Source organism: Ruegeria sp. BA12 (assembly GCF_056539625.1).
Window position 1 is genome coordinate 92,226 of the sequence record NZ_JBQFVF010000003.1, and the last position, 25,241, is coordinate 117,466.

25 protein-coding genes are annotated in these 25,241 nt (G+C 59.4%); 13 read left to right on the forward strand and 12 right to left on the reverse strand.

Annotation, left to right across the window (positions count from 1 at the left end; all coding sequences use genetic code 11):
- The first annotated feature begins 13 nt into the window (after positions 1–13).
- From napF to ACR0B0_RS08425, 8 genes are read left to right on the forward strand one after another with little or no spacing between them, the layout of a single operon-like run.
- The gene (gene napF / locus ACR0B0_RS08390; protein ID WP_480647293.1) at positions 14–529 is read left to right on the forward strand and encodes a ferredoxin-type protein NapF; all 516 of its coding nucleotides are present in this window, start codon (positions 14–16) and stop codon (positions 527–529) included.
- Entirely contained in the window at positions 526–819 is a 294-nt protein-coding gene (locus ACR0B0_RS08395) for a chaperone NapD (RefSeq protein WP_480639298.1), read from the forward strand. The genes napF and ACR0B0_RS08395 overlap by 4 nt, the downstream gene beginning before the upstream one ends.
- Complete coding sequence (napA, locus tag ACR0B0_RS08400) at positions 816–3,308, forward strand: nitrate reductase catalytic subunit NapA (protein ID WP_170349930.1); 2,493 nt, start codon at positions 816–818, stop codon at positions 3,306–3,308. The genes ACR0B0_RS08395 and napA overlap by 4 nt, the downstream gene beginning before the upstream one ends.
- A gap of 27 nt (positions 3,309–3,335) precedes the next feature.
- Entirely contained in the window at positions 3,336–4,154 is an 819-nt protein-coding gene (gene napG, locus ACR0B0_RS08405; RefSeq protein ID WP_480647295.1) for a ferredoxin-type protein NapG, read from the forward strand.
- Positions 4,151–5,068: a quinol dehydrogenase ferredoxin subunit NapH gene (gene napH, locus ACR0B0_RS08410; protein WP_480647297.1), complete on the forward strand. Its 918-nt coding sequence runs from the start codon at positions 4,151–4,153 to the stop codon at positions 5,066–5,068. The genes napG and napH overlap by 4 nt, the downstream gene beginning before the upstream one ends.
- Positions 5,069–5,080: 12 nt before the next feature.
- Entirely contained in the window at positions 5,081–5,518 is a 438-nt protein-coding gene (locus tag ACR0B0_RS08415; RefSeq protein ID WP_170349933.1) for a nitrate reductase cytochrome c-type subunit, read from the forward strand.
- A gap of 29 nt (positions 5,519–5,547) precedes the next feature.
- Entirely contained in the window at positions 5,548–6,249 is a 702-nt protein-coding gene (locus ACR0B0_RS08420; RefSeq protein WP_170349934.1) for a NapC/NirT family cytochrome c, read from the forward strand.
- Positions 6,250–6,262: 13 nt separating this feature from the next.
- The gene (locus tag ACR0B0_RS08425) at positions 6,263–6,520 is read left to right on the forward strand and encodes a hypothetical protein (protein WP_170349935.1); all 258 of its coding nucleotides are present in this window, start codon (positions 6,263–6,265) and stop codon (positions 6,518–6,520) included.
- A 17-nt stretch (positions 6,521–6,537) separates the two neighbouring features.
- Here ACR0B0_RS08425 and ACR0B0_RS08430 read toward each other — a convergent pair whose 3' ends face one another.
- Positions 6,538–7,461 carry a GlxA family transcriptional regulator gene (locus ACR0B0_RS08430; protein WP_480647300.1) on the reverse strand — a complete coding sequence of 308 codons (924 nt, stop codon included), beginning with the start codon at positions 7,459–7,461 and terminating at the stop codon, positions 6,538–6,540.
- Between the two features lie 97 nt (positions 7,462–7,558).
- Here ACR0B0_RS08430 and ACR0B0_RS08435 point away from each other — a divergent pair, with 97 nt between their 5' ends.
- The 3 genes from ACR0B0_RS08435 to ACR0B0_RS08445 are packed head-to-tail and all read left to right on the forward strand — an operon-like array spanning position 7,559 to position 11,520.
- Positions 7,559–8,719, forward strand: a complete 1,161-nt coding sequence (locus tag ACR0B0_RS08435; protein ID WP_170349936.1) for an acyl-CoA dehydrogenase family protein — start codon at positions 7,559–7,561, stop codon at positions 8,717–8,719.
- Between the two features lie 2 nt (positions 8,720–8,721).
- Positions 8,722–10,737 carry an acetate--CoA ligase family protein gene (locus ACR0B0_RS08440; protein WP_480647302.1) on the forward strand — a complete coding sequence of 672 codons (2,016 nt, stop codon included), beginning with the start codon at positions 8,722–8,724 and terminating at the stop codon, positions 10,735–10,737.
- 3 nt (positions 10,738–10,740) lie between these two features.
- Entirely contained in the window at positions 10,741–11,520 is a 780-nt protein-coding gene (locus tag ACR0B0_RS08445) for a carnitinyl-CoA dehydratase (protein WP_480647304.1), read from the forward strand.
- Positions 11,521–11,524: 4 nt separating this feature from the next.
- Here the strand turns inward: ACR0B0_RS08445 and ACR0B0_RS08450 are convergent, their stop codons facing one another.
- Positions 11,525–12,766 carry an acyl-CoA dehydrogenase family protein gene (locus tag ACR0B0_RS08450; protein WP_480647306.1) on the reverse strand — a complete coding sequence of 414 codons (1,242 nt, stop codon included), beginning with the start codon at positions 12,764–12,766 and terminating at the stop codon, positions 11,525–11,527.
- A gap of 265 nt (positions 12,767–13,031) precedes the next feature.
- Between ACR0B0_RS08450 and ACR0B0_RS08455 the strand changes: the two genes are divergently transcribed.
- On the forward strand, positions 13,032–13,640 hold the full coding sequence (locus ACR0B0_RS08455; protein WP_170349940.1) for a GntR family transcriptional regulator: 609 nt from the start codon (positions 13,032–13,034) through the stop codon (positions 13,638–13,640).
- Positions 13,641–13,646: 6 nt separating this feature from the next.
- Here ACR0B0_RS08455 and ACR0B0_RS08460 read toward each other — a convergent pair whose 3' ends face one another.
- From ACR0B0_RS08460 to ACR0B0_RS08505, 10 genes are all read right to left on the reverse strand, one after another.
- Positions 13,647–14,405: a methyltransferase domain-containing protein gene (locus ACR0B0_RS08460; protein ID WP_170349941.1), complete on the reverse strand. Its 759-nt coding sequence runs from the start codon at positions 14,403–14,405 to the stop codon at positions 13,647–13,649.
- Positions 14,402–15,022 carry a pimeloyl-ACP methyl esterase BioG family protein gene (locus tag ACR0B0_RS08465; protein ID WP_480647308.1) on the reverse strand — a complete coding sequence of 207 codons (621 nt, stop codon included), beginning with the start codon at positions 15,020–15,022 and terminating at the stop codon, positions 14,402–14,404. The genes ACR0B0_RS08460 and ACR0B0_RS08465 overlap by 4 nt, the downstream gene beginning before the upstream one ends.
- Positions 15,019–16,305 carry an adenosylmethionine--8-amino-7-oxononanoate transaminase gene (bioA, locus tag ACR0B0_RS08470; protein WP_480647310.1) on the reverse strand — a complete coding sequence of 429 codons (1,287 nt, stop codon included), beginning with the start codon at positions 16,303–16,305 and terminating at the stop codon, positions 15,019–15,021. Before bioA ends, ACR0B0_RS08465 begins: the two co-directional genes overlap by 4 nt.
- Positions 16,302–16,922 (reverse strand): dethiobiotin synthase, encoded by a 621-nt coding sequence (gene bioD, locus ACR0B0_RS08475; protein WP_170349944.1) that lies wholly within the window; start codon positions 16,920–16,922, stop codon positions 16,302–16,304. Before bioD ends, bioA begins: the two co-directional genes overlap by 4 nt.
- Positions 16,919–18,052 carry an 8-amino-7-oxononanoate synthase gene (locus ACR0B0_RS08480; protein ID WP_480647312.1) on the reverse strand — a complete coding sequence of 378 codons (1,134 nt, stop codon included), beginning with the start codon at positions 18,050–18,052 and terminating at the stop codon, positions 16,919–16,921. Before ACR0B0_RS08480 ends, bioD begins: the two co-directional genes overlap by 4 nt.
- Positions 18,049–19,029, reverse strand: a complete 981-nt coding sequence (gene bioB, locus ACR0B0_RS08485; protein ID WP_170349946.1) for a biotin synthase BioB — start codon at positions 19,027–19,029, stop codon at positions 18,049–18,051. The genes ACR0B0_RS08480 and bioB overlap by 4 nt, the downstream gene beginning before the upstream one ends.
- 106 nt (positions 19,030–19,135) lie before the next feature.
- Positions 19,136–19,906: a heme ABC transporter ATP-binding protein gene (locus tag ACR0B0_RS08490; protein ID WP_480647314.1), complete on the reverse strand. Its 771-nt coding sequence runs from the start codon at positions 19,904–19,906 to the stop codon at positions 19,136–19,138.
- A gap of 3 nt (positions 19,907–19,909) precedes the next feature.
- Positions 19,910–20,974 carry a FecCD family ABC transporter permease gene (locus ACR0B0_RS08495; protein WP_480647316.1) on the reverse strand — a complete coding sequence of 355 codons (1,065 nt, stop codon included), beginning with the start codon at positions 20,972–20,974 and terminating at the stop codon, positions 19,910–19,912.
- Complete coding sequence (locus tag ACR0B0_RS08500) at positions 20,967–21,818, reverse strand: heme/hemin ABC transporter substrate-binding protein (protein ID WP_480647318.1); 852 nt, start codon at positions 21,816–21,818, stop codon at positions 20,967–20,969. The genes ACR0B0_RS08495 and ACR0B0_RS08500 overlap by 8 nt, the downstream gene beginning before the upstream one ends.
- Positions 21,815–22,861, reverse strand: a complete 1,047-nt coding sequence (locus tag ACR0B0_RS08505; protein ID WP_480647320.1) for a hemin-degrading factor — start codon at positions 22,859–22,861, stop codon at positions 21,815–21,817. Before ACR0B0_RS08505 ends, ACR0B0_RS08500 begins: the two co-directional genes overlap by 4 nt.
- A 316-nt stretch (positions 22,862–23,177) precedes the next feature.
- Here ACR0B0_RS08505 and ACR0B0_RS08510 point away from each other — a divergent pair, with 316 nt between their 5' ends.
- Entirely contained in the window at positions 23,178–25,232 is a 2,055-nt protein-coding gene (locus tag ACR0B0_RS08510) for a TonB-dependent receptor (protein ID WP_480647322.1), read from the forward strand.
- Positions 25,233–25,241 lie beyond the last annotated feature (9 nt).

Below are 25,241 nucleotides of genomic sequence, written 5' to 3' on the forward strand. Positions count from 1 at the left end.
ACAGTCCAGCCAAATGAGCCAGATGACCAGTCGTCGGGCGTTTCTAAGCGCCAAAGTATGTCGGGAGGACAGCAGCACTGTCCGTCCTCCGGGATCACATGTGCCGGGTTTCCTGGATCACTGCACCAAATGTGGCGACTGCGTCGACGCCTGTCAGGAAACGGTGATTGTCGTCGGTCAGGACGGTTTCCCCGTGTTTAAGCCCAGTGAAAACCCCTGCACCTTTTGCGGCGATTGCGCCACGGTCTGCCCGACAGACGCGTTGCAAATCGAACGCCTGCCGGACTGGCCCTGGCGCGCGGCGATCGAGACATCCTCTTGCCTGTCCATGAACGGGGTCAGCTGTCGCGTCTGTCAGGATAATTGCGAACAGAATGCCATCCGCTTCAGGTTACAACTGGGCGGTCGGGCCGAGCCTTCGCTGGATGCCGACACCTGCATTGGGTGCGGTGCCTGCGTGCCCTCCTGCCCTGTCAATGCCATCGCGCTTGACCGTCAGCCCACATCTAAAACGGAAGCGATACAATGAATATTTGCGGTTGCCTTGTACATATCGTCCCTGACCAAGCTGAGGCCGCGGCGCAAACGATGCGCGACACACCAGGCGTCGAGGTGCATGCCCAGGCCGAAGACGGCCGTTTCGTCGTCGTCGTCGAAGACACATCAGATCACCTGGCGTCCGAGATCATCATGGATTTGCATCAGATCCCCGGAGTGGTCTCACTGACGCTGACCTATCACCATTTCGAGGAACTTGCGGAGGCTACCCCGCATCCCGATGCCCAAAGCCAAACCACCAGCCGGAGGCTCACGCTATGACTACATCAGAATCTCGCCGGACTTTTCTCAAGGCCTCAGCGGCCGCTGCCACTGCATCAGCCGCTGGCATTCCTCTGGCCACCGGTCAGGCCAACGCGCAGGCCGGGGCCCCCGATATCCGCTGGGACAAGGCGGCCTGCCGGTTCTGCGGTACCGGATGTTCGGTGCTAGTCGGCACCAAGGACGGCCGTGTGGTGGCCACGCAAGGCGACCCGGACGCGCCGGTCAACCGTGGCCTGAACTGCATCAAGGGCTATTTCCTGTCCAAGATCATGTACGGCAAGGACCGTCTGACCACGCCGCTACTGCGCAAGACCAATGGCGAATACGACAAAAACGGTGAATTCGAGCCGGTCAGCTGGGACGAAGCCTTCGACGTCATGGCCGCCAAGTGGAAAGAGGCCCTGGCCAAGAAAGGCCCGACCAGTGTTGGAATGTTCGGTTCGGGTCAGTGGACAATCTGGGAAGGCTATGCCGCCTCAAAGCTGATGAAGGCCGGATTCCGGTCTAACAATATCGACCCCAACGCGCGGCACTGTATGGCATCCGCCGTTGTCGGATTCATGCGCACATTCGGCATTGATGAGCCGATGGGCTGTTATGACGATTTCGAACACGCGGACACTTTTGTGCTGTGGGGCTCGAACATGGCCGAGATGCACCCGATCCTGTGGTCGCGCCTGACCGATACCCGCCTGACCAAGCCGGGATGTGAAGTCCACGTGCTGTCGACCTTCGAACACCGTTCGTTCGAACTGGCAGACAATGGCATCGTGTTTGAACCACAGACCGATCTGGCGATCCTAAATTACATCGCGAACTACATCATCCAGAACAACGCGGTGAACGAGTATTTCGTCAGAAATCACGTCAACATCACGAAGACTGCCACCGATATCGGCTATGGCCTGCGAGAAACCAACGCGCTGCAACAAGAGGCAGAAAACCCGAACTCTGGCGCGCTTGAGAGCATCAGCTTTGAAGAATACGCCGAAGCGGTTGCGCCCTATACGCTGGAATACACCTCGGAATTGTCGGGCGTTCCGGCGGATAAGCTCGAGAAGCTCGCGCAGCAATATGCGGACCCGACCCGCAAGGTCATGAGCCTTTGGACTATGGGTTTCAACCAGCACACCCGCGGATCTTGGGTGAACTCGCTGATGTATAACGTGCATCTGCTGGTGGGTAAGATTTCCGAACCGGGCAACTCGCCCTTCTCGCTGACCGGTCAACCGTCAGCTTGCGGGACTGCACGCGAAGTCGGCACTTTTGCCCACCGCCTGCCCGCCGACATGGTGGTGGCGAATGATGAACACCGCGAGATTTGCGAAACTGCGTGGAACATCCCCGAAGGTACCATTCCGCCCAAACCGGGCTTCCACGCTGTGTTGCAACACCGCAAGCTGAAAGATGGTGAGCTGAACGCCTATTGGGTGCAGTGCAACAACAACATGCAGGCCGCGCCCAACATCAACGAAGAAGGCTATCCCGGTTATCGCAACCCCGAAAACTTCATCACTGTCTCTGACCCTTATCCCACCGTCACAGCCGTCTCTGCCGACCTGATCCTGCCCACCGCCATGTGGGTCGAGAAGGAAGGCGCCTATGGCAACGCCGAACGCCGCACCCAGTTCTGGCGGCAGCAGGTGCAGGCCCCAGGTGAGGCCAAGTCCGACCTGTGGCAACTTATGGAATTTTCCAAACGCTTCACGGTTGAAGAGGTTTGGGGCGAAGAACTGCTGGCCAAGATGCCCGAGCATCGCGGTAAGACCATGTTCGACGTGCTTTATGCCAACGGTAAGGTGGATCAGTTCCCGCTGTCCGAAACGGCAGAAGGGTTCCATAACGACGACGCCGAGCACTTTGGGTTCTACGTTCAGAAAGGTCTATTCGAAGAATACGCTGAATTCGGTCGCGGCCATGCGCACGATCTGGCTCCGTTCGAAATGTACCATCAGGCACGCGGTATGCGCTGGCCGGTCGTGGATGGCAAAGAAACGCTATACCGCTTCCGCGAAGGCTTTGACCCGTATGTTCCCGAAGGGGCTGACGTAAAATTCTACGGCCACAAGGATGGCAAGGCCAAGATCATCTTTGCGCCCTACGAACCCGCGGCTGAAGAGCCGGATGAAGAATTTGATCTGTGGTTGTCCACGGGACGTGTGCTTGAACATTGGCACTCGGGCTCGATGACCCGCCGGGTGCCGGAATTGCACCGCGCCTTCCCATCCGCTGTCGTCTACATGCATCCGCAGGACGCCAAGGATCGGGGTCTGCGCCGCGGGCAAGAGATCATTCTGTCCACTCGCCGTGGCGAGGTTACCAGCCGGGTCGAAACCCGCGGACGCAACAAGGTGCCGCGCGGTTTGGTCTTCATGCCGTGGTTCGACGAACACCAGCTGACCAACAAACTGACGCTGGACGCGACCTGCCCACTGTCGAAAGAAACCGACTATAAAAAGTGCGCCTGCAAGGTCGAGCGCGCGTAACCGGCCCGGATCGCAAAGGTAGCCCCCATGTCTCTGGCTGGTACCCCCCTCTCGCCGCAACGGCGCCGTTTCCTGCAGGATTCGGCGCGCGCGGCAGGCGGCTGCGTGGTCGCAGGGTCTTTGCTGGCCTGGCTGGCCCGTGATGCCCGTGCGTTACCGGCCGAGTCATTGCGTCCACCCGGCGCACTGCCTGAGGAGGCGTTCCTGTCGGCCTGCATCCGCTGTGGGCTGTGCGTGCGGGACTGCCCTTACGATACGTTGAAACTGGCCGAACTTGGGGTGGATGCCGTGGCCACCGGCACCCCCTATTTCACGGCGCGCAATGTGCCATGTGAGATGTGCGACGACATTCCCTGCGTTGCCGCTTGCCCCACAGGTGCGCTGGACCCGGGGCTGGACAATATCGACGACGCGAAAATGGGTGTTGCCGTTCTGGTCGATCAGGAGAACTGTCTGAACTTTCAGGGCCTGCGCTGCGACGTCTGCTATCGCGTCTGCCCCGTCATTGATGACGCGATCACGCTGGAAGCGGCCCATGACGCCCGATCGGGCCATCATGCGATGTTCATCCCCACCGTGCATGCCGAGCGCTGCACCGGTTGCGGCATGTGCGAAAAAAGCTGTGTCCTACCGGAAGCTGCCATCAAGGTTCTACCGGAACGACTGGCGCGGGGCAGCGCGGCCGACCACTATCGCAAAGGCTGGGAAGAAAAAGAGGCCCATGGCGGGCCTTTGGTGGACGGCTTGATCGATCTGCCCGACCGCTTGCCGGGACCGGGCACAGACAACCTGACCACACCGGGCGGCTTTGCACCGTCATATGACCTGCCGGGGGTAGGCCAATGAGCGCGCGCACGCATATTCCTGTCGGTCACGAAGCGATCGAAGCCAAAGGCTGGATCGGAGCGCATCGTTTTCTGCTACTGCGTCGCACCAGCCAGTTGTTCTTTCTGGTCCTGTTCCTGTTGGGCCCCTGGTTCGGCATCTGGATCGTGCAAGGCACACTGGCCGGGTCACTGACCCTTGGCGTGTTGCCTCTGACCGATCCGTTTATCGTATTGCAAAGCATCATTGCCGGGCATTGGCCCGAACTGACCGCTCTGATTGGCGGGCTGATCGTTCTGGTCGCTTATGCGCTGATCGGGGGCCGCGTGTATTGCTCGTGGGTCTGCCCAATCAACCCGGTAACCGACGCCGCCAATTGGCTGCACCGGCGACTGGACCTGCCGAAAGGTTGGCAACCAAAACGCAGCGCACGCCTGTGGGTACTGGCAATGGTTCTGGTCGTGTCGGGCCTGACCGGCGTGATCGCTTGGGAGCTGATCAACCCCATCACCATGCTGCATCGCGGGCTGATTTTTGGCGCGGGTTTTGTCTGGGCCATGGTTGCTGCGATCTTTATCTTTGACCTGTTCGTCGCGCGCCACGGATGGTGCGGTCATATCTGTCCGGTCGGCGCTTTCTATGGTCTGATCGGCAGCAAAAGCTTGCTGCGAGTCAGCGCCGCAAACCGGGCGGCCTGTGACGATTGCATGGATTGCTATGCCGTCTGCCCAGAAAATCAAATCATATCCCCCGCGTTGAAGGGCAAGCCCGGGACAACGCCACTGATCCTTTCCCCGGACTGCACCAATTGCGGCCGCTGCATCGACGTATGCGCTGTCGATGTCTTCACCTTTACTCACCGGTTCGACGACCATGTCGCCGCGCCTTCCGATCCAGTTCCCGCGCCCGACCGGCGCGCAGCCAGACCTATTTAAGGGAGTGCCAAGATGAAAAAATCAATCGTGACAGGCGGAATGGCCCTGATCCCCGTTTTGCTCCTGAGCGGGTTCGCCCTTGCCCAGTCGGCCCAAGTGGAAACCCTGCGTGGGGCGGAAGTGGATGAGCTTATTCCACTCGATCAGATCCACAAAAATGTCGAAGGGCGCATGCAGCGCAACTATCGCCAGCAACCGCCGCTGGTTCCTCATTCGATCGAACAATACCAGATCGACGTGCGCACCAATCAGTGTCTGTCCTGCCACGACTGGACCAAGGCAGGTGAACGCAACGCTCCGACCCTGTCGATGACCCACTATCTGGATCGCGACGGCAACGAGCTGGATCACATTGCGGGCACCCGCTATTTCTGCAACCAATGTCACGTGCCTCAGGCAGACGCGCCTGCGTTGGTCGACAACGTGTTTGAACCCTCTTCTGGCAACTAATCCAACGCATGTCTGAAAGGAGCACCAAGATGGCAGACTCCCCCGAAAAACGCGGTTGGATTGGCCGCCTCTGGAACTGGATCTGGACACCGGCCGTGGCGTTCAGCTCGGGCTTTCTGATCCTAGCGGGCTTTCTGGCCGGCATCCTGTTCTGGGGTGGGTTCCACTGGACACTGGAACTGACCAACACCGAGGAGTTTTGTACCTCGTGCCATACGATGGAGGTCAATCTGGGCGAATATCGCGAAACGATCCACTACAACAACCATTCCGGCGTGCGCGCGATTTGTTCCGACTGCCACGTGCCGCATGAGTGGAACCACAAGATCAAGGCCAAGATCATGGCCGTCAAAGACGTCTATCACGAACTGGCCGGAACCATCAGCACGCCCGAAAAATACGAAGCGCACCGTCTGAGCATGGCTTCGGCCGTCTGGAAAAAGATGAAGGCGTCGGACAGCCGCGAATGCCGCAATTGCCACAACTTCGACTATATGGATTTCACCATTCAGGAAACTCGCGCCGCATCCGAACACCAGCGCGCCATCGACACCAACATGACGTGCATCGATTGCCACCAGGGCATCGCGCACAGCCTGCCTTCGGATTACCTTGAGGAATACCAGAGAGTTACGGATGAGCTGGCCGGTGAGACAACGGGCGCACAATCGCATCAGGTTGCAGATAGCAGCGATGAGATCCGGTCATTTCTGAACAAGAGCGCGGACTAAAGAGAGGCACGATATGCTGGAACTTCTGGGAACAATCGGGGCCAACATCATCAGCCTTCCGGGCATTCTGGGCCTTGCGCTTGGCATGATGACCCGCCGCCTGTGGCTGGGCGGCTTGATGGGGGCCGTGGTCGGCGTGCTGGAAACGGTGATCTTCGCCCATTGGAACTTTGCCAATGTCAGTATGGTCGAACTGTTAATCGCCGTCGTCATCGGCCTGTGCGCAGGTACGTTGGGTTCGGTCATCCGCATCAAGGGTGCGACAGTCTGAATTCGCCAAACTTTGCATCAATTCGGCGCCCCGCTGCGGAATGCAGTCGGGGTTCGCCCGAATTCGGCCTTGAACGCACGGGTCATGGCGCTGGCGTTTTCATACCCGCAGCGACCGGCAATTTCCGCGATGGTTTGTTCGGTCTCCTCGACCAGTTTCCGGGCCATAGTCAGCCGCAGGCGCCGATACAGTGCCTGCGGCGTGGTGCGTAATTCGGCCTGAACCCGCATCTCGATCTTCTTTTGCGAACAGCCAAGTTTGCGGGCAACGTCCCGGATCGTCAGCGGTGTTTCTATGTTCCCCTGCATCACCGTTAACGTGCGATTGACCAGCGTATCTTCGGATTTCAGAGGTAAGGCATAGGGATCGGTCGCGCTGCGGCTCATCAGCAGGTGGGCTACCTCCATCGACAGTAGCGGGCCATGATCCCGACGAATGAGGGCCGAGGCCAGATCAAAGGCCGCCATCGCCCCCGAACAAGTCAACCGGTTGCCGTCTATGACAAAGCGTTCCTGCACAACGTCGACTGCTGGAAAAGCTTCTTCGAACCGCGACAGCTCATCCCAGTGAATCGTCGCGCGGTGATCGTCCAGCAAGCCAGCGCGCGCCAGTAGCCAACTGCCGGTATCCAGCCCGGCCACTTGCGGATGGGCCCGCGCCGCCGCCAGCAGGGCGCGCGTGGTGGCACGGGTATCCAGCGACAAATAGCCGTAAGATGGCATCACGACCAATACATCGCCGCTGTGATCGTGCAAGGCCCCATGCGGCGTGACGACCAGCCCGCTGGAACTTTGCACGGGCTTGCCATCCAACGAACAGAATCGCCAGAGATACAGCGTCTGCCGCGACAACGAGTTGGCCGCCCGTAGCGGTTCGACCATGTTGGCGAGGCAGTGGTTCGAAAACCCATCAAACAACAGAATGTTATAGCGTTGGGACAATTTTTTCTAACTCTGCATACTAAGCGGCTAACTTTGCATGTCGTGACCGTGACCTGTGGCGTTTCATTCGTCAACCACCAGCCAGGGAACACGCGCCATGCAATTCGGTCTGTCAGAAGAACAGGAAATGATCGTTTCAACGGTCCGCAGCTTTGTCGAGAAAGAGATCTACCCCCACGAAGACGCGGTGGAGCGCAGCGGAACCGTGCCGTCAGAGCTGGGCGAAGAGATCAAACAGAAGTGTATCGACCTTGGCTTTTACGCCTGCAACTTCCCCGAAGAAGTCGGCGGCGCTGGTCTGTCGCATCTGGATTTCACATTGGTCGAACGTGAATTGGGCCGCGGTTCCATGGCGCTGACCCACTTCTTTGGCCGTCCGCAAAACATCCTGATGGCCTGCAACGATGATCAGCGCGAGCGCTATCTGCTGCCCGCCGTGCGTGGTGAAAGAATGGACGCGCTGGCGATGACCGAACCGGATGCCGGGTCGGACGTGCGGGGCATGAAATGCCAGGCCGTGCGCGATGGCGGGGACTGGGTCGTCAATGGTTCGAAACACTTCATCTCGGGCGCGGAACACGCGGATTTCTTCATTGTCTTCATCGCAACCGGGGTCGATGAGACCCCGAAAGGTCCAAAGAAGCGGATCACCACCTTTCTCGTGGATCGCGGCACGCCGGGGTTCGAGGTTCGCGAGGGCTATAACTCGGTCAGCCATAAAGGTTACAAGAACTACATCCTTTATTTCGACAATTGCCGCCTGCCCGATGCCCAGGTTCTGGGCGAGGTCGACGGCGGCTTTGCGGTGATGAATGAGTGGCTCTATGCCACCCGGCTGACGGTCGCGGCCTTTTCAGTCGGGCGCGCGCGCCGGTGCTTTGACTATGCGCTGAATTATGCGGCCGAACGCAAGCAGTTCGGCCAACCCATCGGCAAGTTTCAGGGCGTCGGCTTTCAGATCGCCGACATGATCACCGAGATCGACGCTGCAGACTGGCTGACCCTCGCCGCCGCGTGGCGACTGGACCAGAACTTGCCATCGAACCGTGAGATCGCCTCGGCCAAACTCTATGCCTCCGAGACGCTGGCGCGGGTGACCGATACCACACTGCAAATCTTCGGCGGCATGGGTCTGATGGATGACTTCCCGATCGAACGGTTCTGGCGCGATGCAAGAGTTGAACGTATCTGGGACGGCACCAGCGAGATTCAGCGCCACATCATCAGCCGCGATCTGCTGCGTCCCTTGGGCGCCTAAAGATGAGCAAAGATCTGAACCGGCTGCTACGCCCGAAATCCATTGCCGTTATCGGCGGTGGGGCGTGGTGTCAGCAGGTCATCCTGCAATCGGAACGCATGGGCTATGCCGGCCAGGTCTGGCCGGTCCATCCCAAGGCAAGTGATATCGCTGGGCACACGGTTTTCGCCCGTCTGGAAGACCTGCCACAGGCCCCGGACGCCGTTTTCATCGGCATCAACCGACACGCCACGATTGAGGCGGTACAGACCCTGTCCGCCATGGGTGCCGGAGGGGCGGTATGCTTCGCCTCGGGCTTTTCCGAAGCAGTGGCCGAAGATGACACCGGCGCGGACCTGCAGGAGCAGCTGCTAGCCGCCGCAGGAGACATGCCTATTCTGGGACCGAATTGTTACGGCTTCATCAACGCGCTCGACGGGGCGCTGCTATGGCCGGATCAGCATGGTGCAACGCCGGTGGACAAGGGCGTTGCGATCTTGACGCAAAGCTCGAACATCTCGATCAACTTGACGATGCAGAAACGCGCGCTGCCGATTGCCTATATGGTGGCTTGCGGAAACATGGCGCAAACCAGTCAGGCCGAGATTGCCTCGGCCCTGATCGACGACCCGCGCGTGACCGCCGTTGGCCTACATATCGAAGGGTTCAAGGATATCCGACAGTGGGAGGCGCTAGCCGCTAAGGCGCATGCAAAGGGCATCCCCCTGATAGCGCTCAAGGTCGGCGCGTCGGAACAGGCGCAGGCGGCAACCGTGTCGCACACCGCGTCTCTGGCAGGCAGCGACGCCGGGGCGCAGGCGCTTCTGGAGCGGTTGGGCATACCGCGCCTGTCTGCCTTGCCTGATTTCCTGGAAACGCTGAAACTGTTGCACTGCTACGGGCCATTGCCGGGTGGCAACATCGCCTCGATCAGTTGCTCGGGGGGCGAGGCCAGCTTAATCGCCGATATGGCCATTGGCACTGGTCTGAGTTTCCCTCAGTTGACTGACGACAAGAAAACCAAACTGCGTGATGCGCTTGGTCCGATGGTCGCTTTGAATAACCCGCTGGACTACCACACTTATATCTGGCGCGATGAGGGTGCGATGACGCGGGCGTGGTCGGGAATGACAGGCGAAGATATCGACCTGACCTTCTCGATTGTCGATTACCCGACCACTGATCCGACAGATTGGGCCTGCGCATCGCGAGCGGCGTTGAAAGTGCGGGCCGAGACCGGAGCTCGTTTCGCTATCGCGGCAACTCTGCCTGAACTTCTGCCCCAGGACATCGCGCAAGACCTTATGGCCGGTGGCGTCGCCCCTCTTATGGGTCTGCAAGAAGCGCTTAGCGCCACCCGTGCAGCGGGTCAGGTCAAAGCACCCGCCGAGGCCGTAGTTTGCCTGCCCGGCACGATCGAGGCAACGCGTACATTGACCGAGGCCGAGGCGAAATCAGCGTTGGAAGTGTGTGGCTTGCGTGTCCCTCAGAACCGCACAGTTCGGGGCGCTGACGAAGCACGCGCTGCGGCGTCGGATATGACCGCGCCCTTTGCCATCAAAGGCATCGGGTTGGCCCATAAATCCGAACACGGCGCAGTATGCCTTGGCGTCCAGGTTGACGACGTGGCCGATGTGGCCGCCGATATCGGGACGGATGAGGTGCTGATCGAAGAGATGATCACCGGTACCGTAGTCGAGCTTTTAATCGGCGTCGTCCGCGATCCGGCGCATGGGTTCGTCCTGACGCTGGGTGCAGGCGGTGTGCTGACCGAAGTGCTACGCGATACCGCGTCGCTGTTGGTACCCAGCACATCCGACGATATCCGCGCCGCACTGGCCAAGTTGAAAATAGCCCCGTTACTTGCGGGCTATCGCGGCCAACCTGCCGCTGATATGGATGCGATCATCACCGCAATTCAGGCCGTTCAGGCCTATGTCATGCAAAATGCCGACACGCTTGGCGAGGTCGAAATTAACCCGCTTCTCTGCACGCCCGACACGGCGGTTGCAGTGGATGCCCTGATTAGAAAGGCCTGAGACATGGACCCGATCAAAACCCGACGCGACGGAGCGATCCTTGAGGTGACGCTGGACCGGCCCAAGGCCAATGCTATCGACCTGATCACCAGCCGCAGAATGGGTGAGGTTTTTGCCGAATTTCGCGATGACCCCGAACTGCGCGTCGCCATTCTGACAGGCGCGGGCGAAAAGTTCTTCTGCCCCGGCTGGGATCTGAAAGCCGCTGCCGATGGCGATGCAGTTGACGGCGATTACGGCGTTGGCGGGTTCGGCGGCCTGCAAGAACTGCGCGATCTGAACAAGCCGGTGATCGCAGCGGTGAACGGGATCGCCTGTGGCGGCGGTTTGGAACTGGCCCTGTCGGCTGATATGATCCTGGCGGCCGAACATGCCACATTCGCCCTGCCCGAAATCCGCTCAGGCACTGTTGCGGATGCGGCCAGCGTCAAACTGCCCAAGCGTATCCCCTATCATATCGCGATGGAGTTGCTGCTGACCGGGCGCTGGTTCGATGCCGAAGAAGCCAACCGCTGGGGTCTGGTGAATGAGATCATCGCCGCCGATCAGCTGATGGCCCGCGCATGGGAGCTGGCGCGGCTGCTGGCCTCGGGCCCTCCTCTGGTTTACGCCGCGATCAAAGAGGTCGTGCGCGACGCCGAGGACAGCAAGTTCCAGGATGCTATGAACCGCATCACCAAGCGCCAGTTGCGCACGGTAGATGTGCTGTATGCCAGCGAAGATCAGTTGGAAGGCGCGCGCGCCTTTGCGGAAAAACGCGACCCGGTCTGGAAAGGAAAGTAAGCGTTCAACGCGGCGGCGGAGTCAGCCATTGCGCTGACATCCCGAAGTTTGACTCTTTGATCTCTTGTTTCGCGATGGCTTGCAGATGCACCTCGTCCGGGCCGTCCGCATATCGCAATGCCCGCGCCCATGTATAGCTGTCGGCCAGCGGCGTATCCGGCGTCATCCCCATGGCACCAAAGACCTGCATTGCGCGGTCGGTCACGGCGGCATGCACATTGGGTGCCACCACCTTGATTAGGGAAATCTCACGCCGCGCCGCCTTGGCGCCCACCTGGTCAATCTTCCACGCAGCCTGCAGGGTCAGCAAACGTGCCTGTTCGATCTCAAGCCGCGATTTCGCGATCCATTCCCGGATTACGCCTTGATCTGATAGTTGCTTGCCAAAGGTTTTCCGTTCTTGCGCGCGTTCAACCATCAGCGACAACGCCATCTCTGCGGCCCCGATTGAGCGCATACAGTGATGGATACGTCCCGGCCCCAGCCGCGCCTGCGCCAGAGCAAACCCGCTGCCTTCTTCGCCCAGAAGATTGCCGACCGGCACGCGTACATCCTTGAACAGCAGCTCGGCATGGCCTTCGGGGTCATGCATATTCAGGATCGTGGGGTTTCGGACAATCTCCAGGCCGGATGTGTTTTTGGGCACGATCACCATGCTTTGCTGTTTATGCCTGTCGGCATTGGGATCGGTCTTGCCCATGACAATGAACATTCTGGTGTTCGGATGGCAGGCATTGGTGATGAACCACTTGCGCCCGTTGATGACATATTCATCCCCCTCGCGCCGGATCGAGGTGGTGATGTTTGTCGCGTCCGAACTGGCCACATCCGGTTCCGTCATCGCAAAGGCCGAACGGATTTCGCCGTTCAGCAATGGCACCAGCCATTCTTGGCGCTGCTCGGGCATGGCGAACATGTGCAACAGCTCCATATTGCCGGTGTCCGGCGCATTGCAGTTGAACACCTCAGAGGACCAGCTGACCTGCCCCATCAACTCGGCCAGCGGGGCGTATTCCAGATTGCTCAGCCGGGTGCCGGGTTCATCGTCGCGCAAGGAAGGCAGGAACAGGTTCCACAGCCCTTCGGCCCGGGCCAGCGCCTTGAGGTCTTCCATGAATGAGACCGGGAATTTGCCTGCTTCAATTTCTTCCTTATGAGCACGGATGCGAGGGTAGATATGCGCCTGCATAAAGCGTTTCAGCTGCTCGCGGATTTCCGCAGCGCGTGGCGATGGGGCAAAGTCCATGACGGTCCCTTTTCAGAACGTTGCAACACTACGTTGCCTCTGCGGGTACCCTATCCGCACCCACCGCATTTGTGAAAGCTGCCAGTTGGTTTCCAACGGTTTTTGCCGCAAGGTCATTTGAGTTGCGACAGGACTTGCCGGGTTTTGTATCGTCAAGCGTGGCAGAGTTAACGACCAAGCTGTTGCGACGACAACCATCACCTGTTGCCCATCACCTTGCAGAGCGATAATCGTCTGATCATATGACCAAAGCGACGGAGTTCAGGTGTCTGAGCAGCAGATCAAAAAATCGGATGACATTGCGCAGAAACTGTTGACCAGGATTGTCCGTGGCGCATTGAAACCCGGCGAAAAGCTGCGGCAGGACCTGATCGCGCGTGAGTTCGGAGTCAGCCAGGTCACTGTACGCGAGGCGCTGCTGAACCTGGCATCAAAAGGACTGGCCGTCGCTGTACCACGCCGAGGTATGTGCGTGGCGCCAATGGACCAGAACGCCATTCAAGAGCTGCGCGTGATGCGACGCGCGCTTGAACCGGTGGCCTTGCTACATTCCGTTCCAAACCTGACGGCCCAGCAGATTGCCCAGATAGAACAGGTACACGAAGACTGCGACAGCGCCCAAACTGCTGAAGATTGGGAAGACGCCAATCAGCGTTTTCATATGGCCGTCATCGCGGCCTGCAACATGCCGCGCATGATTGACGAGATCAGGAACCTGCAAGTGCTGTACACGTGGCATTTCAACAACCTGTACACCGCCAAATGGCGACCGCGCGCCGATCCGGATCACGCTGCAATTCTGGCCGCCATCAAGGATCGCGATGCGGCCAAGGCGCATTCGGTTATGCAGCGCCACCTGACCCGCCTGCCTTAGGCGGGATCAGTCGGGTTTCCGGGCGATGATCCAGGTCGGGTGATAGGTCAACGGAACCCCGTCCTTGCCGCCAAACTGCCGAACATAGTCATTATTGAAGGAAAGCAGGCTCGACTTTGTCCACGGCTTCTGCGCGCGCCCGTTCACTCCGGTTCTGCGCAGATGGTCCAGCACGTCGCGAGGAGAGGAAAACTGCATCTGCTGTTTGGATTCTCCGGCACTGACGACGTTCAGAATACCTTCGACAGCAGCGGCCAAAACCTCCGGTCCACAAAGGCCGGGCGCCTTCGCCGCCGATCCAATCTGCACCAGTTCCTGATATTGCAGCGGGCCAAAACCGGAAACCGCCAGCCAGCCTCCGGGGGCCAGCGCCTGCGCGGCCCGGTGCAGGAACGCGGCGGGATCGGGCAACCACTGGATCATTGACGCCGAGGCAATCAGATCCGGTTTCGCAGGCCATGCGACCGTTTCCGCATCACCACACAGAAATCCTGCACCAAAGGACGCGGCGGTCTCATATGCCTCGGGTGACAGATCGTTGACGGTCAAACCATCAAACGCGAACTGCGCGCAAAGCCTTTGGGTCAAATGACCGGTGCCACAGCCAAACTCCAATCCGGACGCAAAATGCGTCGGAGCACCGTCACGTTGCAAATCCTTCGCCAATCGCTCAGCTATCCGCGCCTGTTGGTTGGAAGCCTCGTGGTACGAGTGGAAACTGCGGCTAAAACTACGCTGGACGCGGCTGGTCATCTGGGCATTCATGCGATCCACTCCTGCCAGTTCTGACCGTTGGCAAAGGGTATATGCGCGGTTGGAACAGTTCGGACTGCTTCTTGTTGATCAACCCACGCTGCCTTTTGGGCGGATGTGGAAATGATCCGGTCCCTCAGCGGCATCCAAATCCGGTCGAACCCGGGATCGGGTGCCGGGCCACGTTCGATCACCGCGTGCAGCTCTGCTTTTGCCGTGTCGATATCTATTTCGGGCGCCGGACCTTCCAGCCCAGCTCGGCGGCAGAACTTGGCAAAGCTGGCGGTGCTGAGTTGATCGGCCGTGGCCCGGATCATGTCTGGCGCGATGCCGCGTTCGACATCGGCGGGATGCAATGTGCCGCTGACCGCGATCAGCCGATCTGGCCGCACCCCCGTTTGTGCCAACCAATGCGCGGCCGAGGCCACGCCAAACGAGAACGCGATCAGGGTGACCCTGTCATAGTTTGACAGCTCGCTCAGCGGGTTATCCAAACGGATATAGTCGTCGACGAACAAGACATCCGTATTGCCCTCAAGGCTTTCGAAAGGACCCGGGCCAAGGGCCCAGCCCCCGAAGACCAAAAGCACCTCGGCCGTGCCTGAGCGGGACATCCAGCGCTGTTTCATGACATCCCTCGAACCAGCGATACCATGGCCGAGGTTACGCGGCTTAGCTCATCTGATGAGATGATATAGGGCGGCATGCAATAGATGTTGCGCGCGAACGGTCGCAGCCAGACGCCGGTTTCCAACGCCAACCCATGCGCCACCGACGGGTCGACCCAGCCTTCCATCTCGATAACACCGATGGCACCCAAGACGCGCACATCTGCCACACCGGGCAAGTCGCGCGCCAGAGCCAGCTCCTGCGTCATCTGCGCAGCGATACCCGCCACTTCCGACCGCCAATCGCGGACCGAGAGTTGTTCCAGACTGGCCACCGCCGCCGCGCAGGCCAGCGGGTTAGCCATATAGGTGGGCCCGTGCATCATGACGCCGGCCTCGCTTTCCCCAATCCGTCGTGCGACGGTTTCGGTGGTGACCGTGGCCGCCAACGTGATATGCCCACCTGTCAGCGCCTTACCCACGCACAGAATATCTGGCAAAATGTCGGCATGGTGCAGGGCAAACAGCTCACCGGTGCGGCCAAAGCCAGTGGCGATCTCATCGAAGATGACTAGCACGTCATGTGCCTTGCACATCTCATGGGCGCGCTGCAGCCAAGTCGGGTGGTAGAAATACATCCCCCCTGCCCCCTGAACCACAGGTTCAAGGATCAGCCCCGCGATCTGGTCAGCTTTCGCCTCCAGCAACTGTTCCAGTGCATTCAGCCCGTTCAGGTCACCATCCTCGGACCAGTCCTGACCAAAGGCGATCTGTGGGCGCGGCAGGAAATGCTGAACGGACAGGGCGCCCGCAAACAACCCGTGCATTCCGTTGACCGGGTCGCACACGCTCATCGCTTTCCAGGTGTCGCCGTGATAGCCGCCGCGGATGGTGGCAAACTGCGTTCGCCCCTTGCGACCCTGCGCCATTTGGTACTGCACCGCCATTTTCAGGGCTACTTCAATGGCGACCGACCCGCTGTCGCTGTAGAAAATGCGATCCAGCCCGTCGGGTAAAAGCCCGATCATTTTCCGGCCCAGTTCAATCGCGGGTTCATGTGTCAGCCCACCAAACATCACGTGCGGCATCCGATCCAACTGCGACTGCATGGCTGCGATGATGGCCGGGTGACGATGCCCGTGCACCGCGCACCACCAGGACGACATGGCGTCGATCATCTGTGTGCCATCCTCAGCCGTCAGCCAAACCCCATCTGCCCCCGTGATCAGGTGCATCGGGCCGGGTTCCAGCACGTTTGTGTAAGGGTGCCACAGATGGCGGGCATCAAACTCCAACGGTGTCATAAGGCACCTCGGATCGCGTCAATGTCGATGGCAGAAAATGCGTTAGACAGAGTTTCGCGTGAAAGGTTTTCGACGAAGGGCAGCCTGCCCAAATGGCGGATATTGGTCATTTCGGCGATGGTCTGTTCCACGTCCGGCTCTGGGTCGCCAACAAAGGCCACACCAATCACTTTGCACCCTGCATTGCGCAATGCCATCAGGGATAGGGTCGTGTGATTGATCGTACCCAGTGCGGTACGCGCCACCAGCACAATCGGGGCCTGCCACTGCGCAATCACATCCAGGAAAAAGACCTGACGGTTCAGCGGCACCATCAACCCGCCCGCGCCTTCAACCACAAGTGGGCCGGGTACCGGCGGCAAGGTCAGGCGGGCCGGGTCGATTTCAATCCCCATATCCTCGGCAGAGAGATGTGGCGAGGCGGGCATGTTCAGCCGATACGCCTCGGGCAGCACCTCGGCCCCGGTCAGGGCCTTGACGGTTTCCGAGTCGGTGGCCTCTTCCAGCCCCGACTGCACAGGTTTCCAATACCGCGCGCCAAGGACTGCTGTCAGGCCCGCTGCAAAGACAGTTTTCCCGATGCCCGTATCCGTTCCGACTACGATGACAGGGCTCATGCGGCCTCGCTTTGTTGATGCGCTAGGGTTTCGAACAAGGCGGTAATATTGGCCTGTGAAACATTGCCTGTAATCGAAACCCGTAGCCGCGATGTGCCGCGCGGAACCGTAGGAGGGCGAATGCCGCGCACGTCAAAGCCTTGCGACTGCAGGGCTGCGGCCGTCTGCATCGTGTGCGCTTCGTCCCCAAGAATGACGGGGATGATCTGACTGTTCAGCGCACCCGGCGACACGCCGATCCGGCGCGCTTCGGCATGGGCATGATGTATTCGAGCGTTCGCCGCCTCAGTCAGTCCGGTGTCTGATTGCAAATGCGCCAGTACAGCCCGCACCAGGGCCGCGTTAAACGGAGATGGCGCGGTCGCAAAAATGAACGGCCGTGCCCTGTTGATCAGCGCGTCGATCATCAGCCGTGGGCCACAGATCAGTCCGCCCGAAACACCCAGACCCTTACCGCAGGTATGCAATGTCAGCAATTCGGCCTTCAACCCATGCGCCAGTCCTTTGCCGTGTGGGCCGAAAACACCGGTCGCATGGGCTTCGTCCACGACCAACACCGCTTCTTGCTCCACAGCCAGATCGGACAGCGCGTTCAGGGGTGCGAGATCACCCTCCATCGAATAAACGCTTTCCACGGCAATCCAGATTTGACCGGACCCTCCTGCGGAAAGCCAATCGGCAATAACACGGCGCGCGTCGGCCACATCGTTATGAGCAAAGGCCCGCGTGTCGGCCCGGCCCATACGCATGCCTTCATGAGTGCTGGCATGAACCAGATCGTCATACAGGATCAGATCACCACCGGCGGGAAGGGTCGAAAAAATCGCCTGATTGGCCTGAAACCCGCCACCCATGAACAAGGCGGCCTCGGCGTCGAAAAACGCGGCGGCCTCAGCCTCCAACGCCTCATGTTCCGGGTGATTGCCGCGCAGCAACCGCGACCCACCCGATCCCAGCGGCACACCGCGATCCAGCGCCTTTTGCGCGGCACCTTGCAGCCATGCAGATTCGGACAGACCCAGATAATCATTCGAGGCAAAGTCCAGCCCACGCCTCGGGGTCAGCACCCGGCGACGATGCCGGGCGCCTAATGTTTCAAGCATCGAGTTCAGGCGACCCAATGCTTTCATTCAGCAGCTTCCGCGCAGCTTTGCCCGGCCACGGTTTCGGCTTGCAGCCCAAGCTTGGCAAACAGGATCGCATCGGTGTCTTCTTCCGGGTTCTCTGCCGTCAGCAGCGTTTCCCCCACAAAGATCGAGTTCGCCCCGGCCAGGAAACACATCGCCTGATGCTCATCGGTCATGTCGCTGCGTCCGGCAGACAAGCGAACATAGGATTTCGGCATCATGATGCGGGCGGTGGCGATCACACGCACGAACTCGATCGGATCGATCGGCTTGGCGTCCGCCAGCGGTGTGTCTTCCTGCGGCATCAGCATGTTGATCGGCACTGATTCAGGTGCTGGTCCCATATTGGCCAGTGTGACCAACATATCGACACGGTCGCCGACCTCTTCACCCATCCCCAGGATACCGCCGGAACACACTTTGATCCCGGCTTCTTGCACGCGGGTCATTGTATCGATCCGGTCGGCAAAGGTGCGGGTGGTGATCACTTCGGGGTAATACCGCTCGGACGTGTCGATGTTGTGGTTGTAATAGTCCAGGCCGGCGTCACGCAGGCGAAACACCTGGTTGTCGTCCAGCATGCCCAGCGTCATGCAAGTCTCCATACCCATCTCGCGAACGCCTTCGACCATGGCCACTAGCGCATCCATGTCGCGATCTTTCGGTTCACGCCAGGCCGCGCCCATGCAGAACCGGGTAGCACCACCATCCTTGGCCTTGCGGGCCTCGGCCAACACGCGCTGAACCTCGATCAGTTTCGAGGCCGACAGTTTTGAGCCGTTGCGCGCCGATTGCGAACAATAGGCACAATCCTCGGCGCAGCCACCTGTCTTGATCGACAACAGCTTGGAGGTCTGAATCTTGTTGGGATCGAAATTCTCGCGATGCACGGTCTGCGCGCGGAACAGCAAATCCATCAGGGGAAGATCATATACGGCCTGCGCCGCCTCGCGGGTCCAAGTGGGGGAGGTGTTTTCCATTTTATCGATAATCTATCCAAAACTCCATGCCTAGCCTTTCTAATATCGATAATCCGACAAACTACAACTTAAATCTAATTCAACAGCGCCGAACCGCGAAGCGTGATCAAAGCCCGGCCACCTGCGGTAAAAGGTAGACTCCTGTTTCAGGGGCACAATTGACCGCAATACGGCAGCCATACGCCTGACTGAGCAAATCGTCGCACAATGTATCCACCGGCATGCCCTGGCTGAGGATTTGCCCATCCGACAGTAGAATCACATTGTCGGCACACATGGCCGTCAGGTTCAGATCATGCATCACCATGACCACCCCGCCGCCGCTGGCCGCGAAATCCCGAACAATTTGCATCACCTGCAATTGGTGGCCGATATCCAGGCTGGAAACGGGTTCGTCCAGAAACAACCAGCGCGACCCTGCCGGCCCGGTCGGTTGCCACACCTGCACCAGAACGCGGGCCAGTTGAACACGCTGCTGCTCACCCCCTGACAGTTCCTGATAGAACCGCCCTTCAAATCCACCCAAACCGACACGAGTCAGCGCATGCAGGGCAATCCGGTCGTCCATAGATCTGCGCATACGCCCTATGCGGATCACCTCTAACACGGTGAAAGGAAAGCTCATCGGAGTCGCTTGTGGCAGGACGGCACGAATGTCGGATAGCTCAGCAGCGCTGGTTCGCGCGATATCCCGACCGTTCAACGTAACGGCCCCGTCATGGTCCAGATCGCCGGTCAGCGCGGCCAACAAGGTAGATTTACCCGCCCCCGACGGGCCGACAACAGCAGTCACCTGTCCGGGCTGGGCTGAGAAAAACAGATTGCTTAGGATCGTGCGGCGTCCCAGCTGAACGCTCAGGTCTGTGACAATCAACATGGTCTAAAGGTCCACAATTCCGCGTTGCCTCAACAAAATCCACAGAAAGAACGGCGCGCCGATGACTGCGGTGACAATCCCAATGGGCAACTCAGACGGCGCGATGATCATTCGGCTGATCAGGTCGGCCAGCACCAGAAGCGCCGCACCCAGAAGGGCCGAATTGACCAGCAGGTATTTGTGATCGGGCCCCGAGGCCAGTCGCAGCAGATGTGGCACCACGATACCCACAAACCCTATCCCACCACTGACGGCCACAGCTGCCCCGGTCGATGCGGCGACGACCAGAATGGCGCAGGTTTTCAGATGTTGCACGCGGATGCCGATATGCCCGGCTGCGGCTTCGCCCAGGGCCAGACCGTTCAGACCCAGCGCCAGAAATGGCGACAGCATTAGGGGGATCAGGATCAACGGGGCTGCAACCATGATCTTGCCCCAACTGCTGCCCGCCAGAGAGCCCATGGACCAAAAGGTGAAATCCCTCAACTGCGCGTCATCCGCCACATAGACAAGGATGCCTGTCAATGCCATCGCCAGTGCGGTCAGCGCAATCCCGGCCAGCAGCATCGTTGCAACAGAGGTTCGGCCACGCCGCGTTGCAACCCGATAGAGCAGCATTGTGGTGATCCAGGCGCCAAGGAACGCAGCAATCGGGACAAGCCATGTTGCCAGCCCGGCGGCAACGGTCAAAGTCCCGCCCAGAACAATCGCACCGACCGCCCCCAAGCTGGCCCCGGCGCTGACGCCAACTATGCCCGGATCGGCCAGCGGGTTGCGGAATAAGCCCTGCAGCACCGCCCCAGACACAGCCAGCGCCGCCCCAACAAAACAACCCATGATCACACGGGGCGCGCGGATATCCAGCAAAACCACCCGGTCCCGCAAGGACAGGTCTTGGCCCTGTGCCATATCAATCAATGCCTGCCACAACGACGTGCCCGCTGATCCCGTTGCAAGCCCGGTCAGCACCACCACACTCAATACAACGATCAAAACCCAGCTGAGCCGACGCGCGGTTACGCTCCGGTCGCCGTCGATTGCCATCCCGTCAGCGGTTTGGTCAGCCATTGGCGCCGCGCAATCCAGCTGCAAGATCAGAGATGGCCTGCCCGGTGCGCACCGAAAAACCCAACAACAACATGCCATCCATCCGCAACAATTTAGCGTTCTGACCTGCCGGTGTGGCCGCAATCGCAGGGTGTTTGAAAACCTCTTCATCTGTCAGGGAAATCTGTCGGCCGCTGTCCATCAGCAAGATGACATCGGGGGCTGCTGTAATGATCGCCTCATCCCCCAATGGTTTATAGCCCTGAAACCCCTTAACAGCATTTGTGGCCCCGGCCAGCTCGATAATACCCTGCGCTGCCGTATCCTGCCCTGCGGCCAGCACGCGCCCACCCTGCATTGCCAGTACAAACAGAACACGCTGATCGGCCAATTCACTGTGCGCAGTGGCGGCATCGATTGCGCCGCCAACGCGTTGCGCCAGTGCTTCGCCTTCATCAGGAACATCCAGCGCCTTGGCAACGGCCTTGATCTTGGCGACAACCGCCGCGCGATCATGGCCCATCGGTATACTGACCAAAGGGATATGACTTTCAGCCAGAACCTCCAGCGTTTCCGGCGGGCCTGCGCCCTCTTCTGCCAAGATCAGATCGGGGCTGACCGACAGCAACCCCTCGGCGGACAAGCGGCGCATGTAGCCTATGTTTGGCAATGCGGCGACCTGCGGCGGATGGTTCGATGTGCTGTCGCGTGCCACCAACCGGTGTTCTTGTCCCAGCGCATAAATGATCTCGGTGATCGATCCCCCGGCCGAGACAATGCGTTGCGCCGGGTCGGCATGCAGACCAAATGCAGATACCAACAGCACCAATCCGGCAAGTTTCAGTTTTGCGCGCACCCGAGTCATGCCGGAACCTCCTCTGGGCGGCCCTCAAGCGACGCAACAAGGTCGTTCCAGATTGCAGCTGAGGCAGGCTCGGCCAGCACGCCAAAGATTTGCAATATCAGTGCGCCCTGCGCGTCAAACGCCTCGACCGAGATCGCATCGCCTCGTTTGGTGAATTTCCTGGCCTGCCAGACCTCGGCGATGTGGTCGGTGCGTAGGTGCAGGTTAAAGCCAGGATCCAGCACATTCAGCCATGGGCCCATCTGCTTGACCTCTTTGATGGGTCCGGTGTGAATTTCGATGCACCCCTGATTGCCAACAAAAACCATGATCGGCAGGCCTGTTTTGGCGGCGCTGTGCAGAATTGTGTCGACATCCGATATCGCCAGAGGCCGCACATATGGCGCCCCGGCCATGCGATAGGCCCCCAACCTGTTCAGCTTGAGCTTGCGAACCATCTGGAGAAACTGATGGGTATCTGTGATTTCATCCCATCCAGCACGCAGACGGTCGGTTTTCTCGGGCTCGACCTTGGCGGGTTCAACCGCTGCGCGCGATTCAACTGTCAGAGTGTCTGACTGGTCCGGCAGTTTCAGGGCCTCGATCACGGCATCCCATTCCTCGATCACAGAGGTATCGCGCAAAAAGACCTTGTGAACCGCATCACCTGCGGCGTCGAAAATCTGAAGGGACAGGCGTTCCGAGCCATCCTCAAGAGTTTTGGGTACAGCAAAGCCGTAAACCCAGTGACGCGGGAACATGCGCAGATCAATCTCGTGATTGGCGATCAGCGCCGCGTGGGGGCCGCCACGGTAATCATCGTAAATCCCCACCTTCTCGATCACGCAGCTTTCGTTGCGAGTCAGTGCCATGACCTCGCCCAATCGGTTCACCAAAGGCATCAGCCGATCCATGTCGGGGCTTATGCGGGTGGCTCCGTGTCCGACATGCGCGGCCACCAGCTGTGCCTCGGTGATGCCGAGTTGATCCGCCAGATCACGCTCGCGCCGCTTGGGGTTTTCCAACCGCGCAGCACGGATTTCAGAAGGGCTTGGATGGGTCATGGTCGTCTCCACAATGGTATCGAAACGCATTTGGCTGGGACCGAGACGACCGGGCTGCGCGCTGTTTTTAGCTTTCTTTGCCCTTGTCCTAAGCGGTCCGGCCTGTGGCATCAAGGGCACGCAGCAGTTTTCTGACAAAAATAGTATGGTATTAAAAAATCTAATCCGCTAAGGAGCCGCCCACATGGACCACAGCGCGCAGCATCTAGCGCGCAGGCCCGTAGAAACACCCAGCACATCGCGAGGTAGCATCTGAATTTCGCCTGTTTCAGGCGGGTGCATCTCTGACTGCACGATACACATACTGGGGGTTTCAATGAAATCAGCATTAAAGCGGCCTACCGCAAGCGTGGCCCTGACCAGCGCCGTTTTGGCGGCAACGCCGCTATGGGCGCAAGAACAAGAAGACGACATCATCCAACTCGATGACATCATCGTCACCGGCACCGGGCTTCCAACCGAGGTTTTCGACAGCCCGTCCTCCGTCACCGTTGTGGAAGCCGGTGAAATCCGCGAAATCCCCCCGGCCTCAGTCGCCAATCTGTTGTCGGATGTGCCGGGCGTTCAGGTATCCGAGAATGATCTGGATCGTATCCGTATCCGTGGCGAAGATTCGCAGCGCGTCGCAATCCTGCTGGACGGTCAGCGCCTGTCGGATCACAACCGTTATGGCACACCTCTGCTGGTGTCACCCACCGATATCGAACGGATCGAGATCGTGCGTGGCCCTTCATCGGTTGTCTCAGGCAATCGGGCCATCGGGGGTGTCGTGAACATCATCACCAAACGCGGCGCCGACAAACCGGTCGAGGTTTCCGGCACCGCAGGTTACATCGGGGCCAATGACGGCTATCGCACCGCTGCCAGCATCGCAGGTACGTTCAACGATTTTGACTATCGTCTGTCGTATTCGAAACTGGATCTGAACGACCGCGAAACACCCGACGGTGATCTGGTGCCCTCCAGCAGTGAAGAACACGGCGTGCTGGGCTTTGTCGGATACCGCTTTGGCAACAGCTATGTCGGCCTGCGCGCACAGGATTTCGACGCCTCGACCGAGGTGTTCACCGGCAGCCCGGATGCCCAGATCAACCTGCCCAAACGGGACCTGCGCAAATACAGCGCGTTCTACGAAGGCGAAGACCTGACGCCCTGGATGTCGATGCTGAAGTTCAGCGCTTATACGCAAAAGGTCGACCGCGTGTTCGACAGCGAATTCACCAGCAGCGGCGGGCCGGTCACCACCATTGTCAACGCTGGATCGGACGATGAACAGACAACAAGCGGGTTCGTGGCAACAGCAAACTTTGAATTTGCACCCGGTCACCGATCAGTCATCGGGTTTGAATATGACGATGACCGGTTAGAGACCACCAAGACCTCTGATATCACGGTCATTCCGCCCTTTGGACCGCCCAGCCAAATCAGCGTGCCCTCTTTCACGGATGCGGAAATCCGAACAGCCAGTATTTTTGGACAGCACGAAGCAACCTTTGGCGATTTCGTCGCCACGGTCGGCGCGCGATACTATAGCGTCGAAAGCGATCTGAACGAACGCACGGTCAACGGGTTTCCGCTGCCGGATGCCAGCAACAGCGATGACCGCTGGCTGGGCTCGATTGGTGCCGTCTACAATCTGTCAGATGACGCCATCCTGCGGGCCAACATCTCGCAAGGTTATACATTCCCGTCCCTGTCCGAGCTGTACCTGTCCACGTCGGCTGGCGGCCAGGTCATCAATGGCAATCCGAACCTGAAACCCGAAACCGCGACCAACTATGAAATCGGTGCGCGTGTGGATCGCGGGAACTTCGTGCTGGATACGGCCATTTTCTATACCGAAGCCAAGGACTACATCACCACCGTGGCCGATCCGGTCAATCCGGTCGAGCTGATTTATGACAATGTCGAAAGCGCAGACAGCTGGGGCATTGAAATCGCGGCCGAGGTTGACCCCGGCTGGGGCGGTGTGCGCCCCTATGTCATCGTGTCGAATGTGACCCGAGAGTTCACCTATTCTAACGGGTTCAGCACCAAAGACAGTGGGACCCCGGAATGGACAGGGACGCTTGGTGTGCGCTCAGACTGGCAAACAGCCAGCTTGACGGGCACCTGGGATATGTTCCTGCGGGGCGAAAGCGCGGCCGAGTTGCGCGACGAAAACGGCAATATCGTCGACAGCGGGACAGCCACCGGCACCAACCCGACCTCGGGCTGGACCACGCTGAACTTCCGCGGCAGCGTGGATTTGACCGAAAACGCATTGCTGACGCTCGAGCTTAACAACATCCTCGACAGGTCCTACCGGGCCAATGACCAGATCCCGGCTGCAGGACGCAATATCAACCTATTCGTCACTGCAACCTTCTGACCCGGAGAA